This is a genomic window from Moorena sp. SIO4E2 (genome assembly GCF_010671945.1).
Taxonomy (GTDB): domain Bacteria; phylum Cyanobacteriota; class Cyanobacteriia; order Cyanobacteriales; family Coleofasciculaceae; genus Moorena; species Moorena producens.
The window spans coordinates 1-4,275 of the sequence record NZ_JAAHIE010000573.1 but is presented as its reverse complement, the minus strand read 5'-3'; the positions used below and the strand labels follow the sequence as shown (position 1 = coordinate 4,275).

General features: G+C 44.9%; 3 protein-coding genes and 2 pseudogenes. 2 read left to right on the top strand and 3 right to left on the bottom strand.

Annotation, left to right across the window (positions count from 1 at the left end):
- The first annotated feature begins 119 nt into the window (after nucleotides 1–119).
- Complete coding sequence (locus F6K37_RS33240) at nucleotides 120–530, top strand: transposase (protein WP_287254935.1); 411 nt, start codon at nucleotides 120–122, stop codon at nucleotides 528–530.
- A gap of 28 nt (nucleotides 531–558) precedes the next feature.
- Here F6K37_RS33240 and F6K37_RS45805 read toward each other — a convergent pair.
- Both F6K37_RS45805 and F6K37_RS33230 read right to left on the bottom strand, forming a co-directional pair.
- A pseudogene (locus tag F6K37_RS45805) lies at nucleotides 559–1,417 on the bottom strand (helix-turn-helix domain-containing protein); the annotation flags it as partial.
- Nucleotides 1,418–1,629: 212 nt separating this feature from the next.
- Nucleotides 1,630–2,037, bottom strand: a complete 408-nt coding sequence (locus tag F6K37_RS33230) for a recombinase family protein (RefSeq protein ID WP_287254937.1) — start codon at nucleotides 2,035–2,037, stop codon at nucleotides 1,630–1,632.
- A gap of 199 nt (nucleotides 2,038–2,236) precedes the next feature.
- On the opposite strand from F6K37_RS33230, the pseudogene tnpC reads away from it, so the two are divergent.
- Nucleotides 2,237–3,713 (top strand): annotated as a pseudogene (gene tnpC, locus F6K37_RS33225) (IS66 family transposase).
- Nucleotides 3,714–3,889: 176 nt separating this feature from the next.
- Here tnpC and F6K37_RS33220 read toward each other — a convergent pair.
- On the bottom strand, nucleotides 3,890–4,189 hold the full coding sequence (locus tag F6K37_RS33220; RefSeq protein WP_287254931.1) for a transposase: 300 nt from the start codon (nucleotides 4,187–4,189) through the stop codon (nucleotides 3,890–3,892).
- Between the last annotated feature and the right edge of the window lie 86 nt (nucleotides 4,190–4,275).

Sequence of the window (4,275 nt, the reverse complement as noted above, 5' to 3'; positions counted from 1 at the left end):
ATTCTCTTAAAAATAGCTTATTAGATATTTCTTTCGACTCCGAGCTTAAAGATATCTAAGTCGGGATATTATTCGCGATTATAAATCGCGAATAAATTGTCTCTTTTTTCCAAAATGGGATGCTCCCGAGAGTAACTCTCTGCTATTTAATACCAAGAGTTAACAATCAATGGTTAAGTTTAGTCTATCAAGCCTTCGCATTAGATGTGGGAATTTATCAAGAAGCCCTTGACCTTGGGTCAAGGGAACCTAAAAAAGTTATTCTTTTAGTAGAAGATAATGCCGGATGGCATCGGAGTCAACAGGGAAAAATACCAGAGGGAATAATTGTGAAATTTCTTCCTCCTTACTCTCCGGAACTACAACCAGCAGAGAGATTGTGGTCTTTGATAGATGAACCTCTGGTGAATGAATATTTTCAAACTATAGATGAAATTGAAGAACGTTTAGTAACTCGTTGTCAGCTCCTTCAAACCATGACCTCAGAGATTAAAAATTTAACTAATTATCATTGGTTAACTTATGACTAAAGTTTATAAGCTTTTATAAACCGGATTTAGTATCAAAAGTGGGAAGTAGTATCACATCAAAGTTGTCCACAAGGAACCTAGCTGCTTTGTGATGGAGTTCATCTATCAGGTTTTGAATCCTGATAATCATCCGTCGAACAGCTTTCCTCATTCGACGCTTTTGCCCACGTTTAGCTTTACTTACTCTCGACAATAGCTTATCTAGATGTTGGCAAAGTCTTTGAATTCGGGAGAAGTCTCCGTGCCCAATCTTTCCGACAGAAGTCTCACTAAAAAAGGTTAAAAATGTTCTGAGTACAGGGTAAGCAAGCAACTACTCGCCCTTGGTTATCGGTTTCATCTTTCGTTGCTTCATGGGGGACTACCAAGTAATAATCCCCATTGTGGCTGGTTAGTCTGCAATCACCAATATTGCTGGGGAGAGACTCTGCATAGGATATTTCCCCTAGTTTGGTGTGGTAGACGCCCTTCTGAGATACTGCCGACTTTGGGATGTAGCAAGACTGTCTTGGGTTTTTACGAGACCTAAATCTAACCCGATTAATCTGAAAAGTCTTTTTGTACTTCTTTTTCGCCTCCCGGACGGCGGTGCAAGCATCCTTTATCGCTATAGACTTGATTTGATAAGGTACTGGCTTGCACCACTCGGGTAGGTCGTTTAAAATGTCGGTTTTAATGGCTTTCCAATTGGCCTTAACCTCACCGCTTTGAAGGATTTTGACGGTTTTGTTAAATACGTAACGGGATACCCCAAACCATTTGCGAACAGTAGATCGCTGTTCAGGGCTTAGGAACACTCTTATCTTCTTCGATTTTCTTCCCGTATTTCCATAGTCCGTGGACCCGGCAAGAAAAGACGTGAATGATTTTGAAGTTACCGTAAGAATAAAGAAGCCTTTATAGGCGACAGGCTATGGGTAAAAAGGTTAAAACTTATGAAATAAGGCTTCTTTATTCTAAGGTTTCGTCTCCGGAGAGAAGATCTGCGGTAAGTTCGGATTCGGGACAGCTTTCAGGTTGGTCGAGAACCAAGATTTTCCCACCGTTGAGACCAACCGGAGATGAAACCTTAGAGTAGTGCAGCCTTACTACAAAACCTTTACCCTATGCTGCATAATTTACCAACTATAAAGGCTGCACTACTCTTACGGTAACTTCTAACCAAGTACTCAATAAGTTCAAACCCGAATCGGGTGAGTCTGTCTCTACAGGTAACAATAATTGTGAGCTTATCTCCGCGCACAATTCGTTCCAATATGGTTCTAAGACCTTTCCTTTTGTAGTTGAGTCCTGACCCGATGTCTTTGATGATTTCTGCTTCCGGGAAGAGGGAGTGGAGGTAGGCGACTTGCCTGGCGAGGTCGTCTTTTTGTTTGTGGGTGCTGACTCGGCAATACCCAATACTGAATCGACGAACCGGAACCACTCCTCCCTTTTTGTGCCCGAATCTGAGCAGGCTTTCTGTATCAAAGAGCCTGGTTCCCCCAGGAGTTTTTTCGCACCTGATTGTGCCATTGTCCGCATACTTCCTCAGAGTGTTCCCCGATCATCCCGTAAGTTCGACCGCCTTACGTAAAGGAACTAAGTAGGTGGGCTTAATTAAACGTTAAAAAGTTAATCATTTTTACTATCTACATTTCCAGATAGTAAGGATTCAGGTAGGGGCTTGACAAAGTCCGGGATGGAGCTGGAGAATCATCAGAAGAATGTGTAGCTTCTCACTAACCCCAGACACAGTTCAGTATAACCAGTTGTCCAAGGAAGAACTGGTGCAGCTGGTAGTGGAGCAAAAAAAACAGCTAAAGCAACAGCACTCACTGATCGAAAGCCTGGTTGAAGAAATAGAAAGACTAAAACTCAGCCGAGACCTAGACTCGAAAAACTCATCTCTACCACCATCAAGGGACTTGCTCAAAAAGCCCGAAAAGAAGCAGGACTTGCAGGATTAATCCGAGAGTCCAGGCAATTTGAAACCCGGAGGGCAGCCTGGACACAAAGGAAAGACCCGCAAAGGGTTTGGACGAGTAGACCGCGCTCGTTATACTTAGTCCCCAGCAATGCCCTTCCTGCGGTGGGAGTCTGATGGAAACCCCTTCGGTCAAAGTCGAAACTCAACAAGTAGCTCAGCTGGTGGAGCGACCCATAGAAATCGTAGAATATCAACGCCACTATTGTCAGTGTATCGAATGTGGGGTAAGAGCTACGGTACCGTGGCCTGATTCGCTCATCCCTGGACAAGATTTGGGCGTGCGGTTGCAAGGATTACTCGGATGGCTGGGAAACTACGGACATCTGCCTTACTCCAAACAACTTCAGATGTTGTGGGAACTCGGTGGGATCAATATTGGAGTGGGAACGTTGGTGAACACCAACCAACGACTAGCAACAGCAAGCCAAGGGAGCGTTGAGGCTCTGAGAACCTGGGTGGCTGTTGAACAACCCAATCTGCACGTGGATGAAACGCCGTGGGCGGTCAAGGGCATTAAAGAATGGCTCTGGGTACTGAGCCATCCCCAGTTCTGTCTATTTCATGCTGGAGATACACGCTCGCGAGGGGAACTGATTAGCCAGTTGGGACAGACCTATGACGGGGTTCTGATTACGGATGATTACAGTGTCTACAATGGCTATGAGGTCAAGGATCAACAGAAGTGTTTAGCCCATCTGCGCCGTCACTTTCTCAGGTTAATCAAACAACCTGGACTTCACAACCGAGCCATTGGAGAAGCCTTTGTTGAACTGATTGATGAAGCCTTTGGCTGTTATCGTCTCTGGCAACAAACTGGAGATTCAACCGATTACCAACAGTGGGTAAGAGAATTCAAAACGAAGATACAGACAACGGTTCAAACCTGGAGTTCAGCTGCTGGGGCTGAAGCGGGGAAACTTTTGCGCTCCCTCAAAGAGAAAGCCTCCCAATGGTGGTATTTTTTAGACCATCCCCAAGTCCCACCGGATAATAACCTAGCCGAAAGGTCTCTACGCTTGGCGGTAACTAAGCGTAAGGTTAGTGGTGGCTCTCGTTCCCTCCAACGATTCGAGCAGACCGCTAATTTACTCACCGTTGTCCAAACTTGTCGTTTTCAGGGACGTTCGGTGATGGATTTCTTTGAGCAAGCTCTGATGGCTGTTGCTGGTCACTTGCCCGAAGCTCCTTCCCTTATCCCTTCTCCCCACACCTGAATCCTTACTCCAGATATTGTCCACTGTTGAAGCTGATAACCTACTTGGCAACTTCGGTTTTTTATGCCTTCTTTAACTGCTAAAGCTAAATCGTATTCATCCTCAAACATTCGACCGACCAGAGATTTGATGAGTTTCTTGATGCAATAGCGAGTGGGGGAAACCACGGCAGTCGCTCATGGGGGAGACCCCCAAGACCGCGCTGCCTCCCCAAGACCGCGCTGCATCGCTTTAAGTTGATGCCACTCTCCCTCTATTAGATTAAGTTCTGGACTATAAGTTGGCAGAAAGAATAAATACAATCCCATTTCTAACCATTCTTTTTCTTTAGCTCTTACCTGATGACTTTTATGACTTGAGGAATTATCCAAGACAATCACTGTATCTATTCCTATTTTTAGTCGATTTGTTTTGGCTTCTTGAGCTTCTTTGTCTTGATGCAATAGCGAGTGGGGGAAACCACGGCAGTCGCTCATGGGGGAGACCCCCAAGACCCAGGGTAAGCTCAAGTATCAATAAGCTGTAGCTTATTGAGAAAAAAAGGGCATTATTATCAACAAGA

Bases quoted from the DNA above. Each gene is read 5' to 3' on its own strand.
- F6K37_RS33240 (WP_287254935.1), top strand. From the start codon at position 120: ATGCTCCCGAGAGTAACTCTCTGCTATTTAATACCAAGAGTTAACAAT.
- F6K37_RS33220 (WP_287254931.1), bottom strand. From the start codon at position 4,189: ATGAGCGACTGCCGTGGTTTCCCCCACTCGCTATTGCATCAAGACAAA.